This window comes from Streptomyces sp. PA03-1a (genome assembly GCF_033792805.1).
Lineage (GTDB): Bacteria > Actinomycetota > Actinomycetes > Streptomycetales > Streptomycetaceae > Actinacidiphila.
Window position 1 is genome coordinate 1 of sequence record NZ_JARAVO010000485.1, and the last position, 1,083, is coordinate 1,083.

Below are 1,083 nucleotides of genomic sequence, written 5' to 3' on the forward strand. Positions count from 1 at the left end.
TTTTTTTTTTTTTTTTTTTTAGGAAAAGAAGGGAATACGGATGTTGGGGGGGTTTTGGGGGTCGGGGTATGTTTTAAAAGGCCAGTGTCGGCGGTGCGGCGGCGGCGCCACAGGTCACGGATACGGGGCACACGAGAGCGAACACGGACCATTGCCGACGTATGCCCCCGGCCGTCGCGGGCCATGCGCCGCCCGACGGACGTCCCCCGCGCGCCCGCCGGGGGCCACCGGGGCTCAGCCCCAGCCGAGTTCGTGCAGGCGTTCGTCCTCGATGCCGAAGTGGTGTGCCACCTCGTGGACGACGGTCGTGGCGACCTCGTGCACGATCTCCTCCTTCGTGCTGCACATGCGCAGGGTCGGGCCGCGGTAGATCGTGATCCGGTCCGGCAGGACGCCCGCGTACCACTCCCCGCGCTCGGTCAGCGGCGTCCCCTCGTACAGGCCCAGCAGCTCCGGATCGGCGGGGTCGGGCTCGTCCTCGACGAACACCGCCACGTTGTCCATGACGCGGGTCAGCTCCGGCGGGATCCGGTCCAGCGCGTCGCTGACCAGTTCCTCGAACGCTTCGCGTGACATCTCCAGCACACCGCCATTGTCCGGGACGGACGGCCGTTCGGGCAGCGTCCGGCGCGGATTGCGGTACCGGGGCGCGCCAAGGGGGCGCCGGGTGGCAGCCGTTCGGTGACCCGCGGGGGCGGGCCGGTCGCCGCGGGGGCGCGCTCCCGCCCGTACGGGCGTGTCCCCGAGGGCCGTGGGCCCGTTGGGCAGCGCGGAACCCGATCCCGCCACGCCCCCGCGGGACCCACCGGACCCACCGGTCCCGCCAGATCCACCAGAGGTGCCTCCGTGACCCCTGCCACCGCCCGCGCGCGTACGGCGGCCGTGCTGCTCCTGCCCGTGCTCGCCCTGGGCTCCGTGACCGGCTGCGTGAGCGTGGGCGGCGCGGGCGGCGACGCCCACCCGAAGGGCGCCTCCTCCGGTGTCGCCGGGGAGGCCGGAGGTGCCGGGGGGACCTGGGAGGACGGCGGGATGGCGGTCTCTTATAACCATCTCCGAGCCCACGAGACCTCTTTAAAACTCGTA

2 protein-coding genes are annotated in these 1,083 nt (G+C 71.4%); one reads left to right on the forward strand and one right to left on the reverse strand.

Going from position 1 to position 1,083, the window contains the following annotated elements; genetic code table 11:
* Positions 1-234: 234 nt before the first annotated feature.
* Positions 235-585: a metallopeptidase family protein gene (locus tag PV341_RS45060; RefSeq protein ID WP_500322617.1), complete on the reverse strand. Its 351-nt coding sequence runs from the start codon at positions 583-585 to the stop codon at positions 235-237.
* Positions 586-846: 261 nt separating this feature from the next.
* Here PV341_RS45060 and PV341_RS45065 point away from each other — a divergent pair.
* On the forward strand, positions 847-1,083 hold a 237-nt coding region (locus tag PV341_RS45065), incomplete at its 3' end, for a hypothetical protein (RefSeq protein ID WP_500361043.1).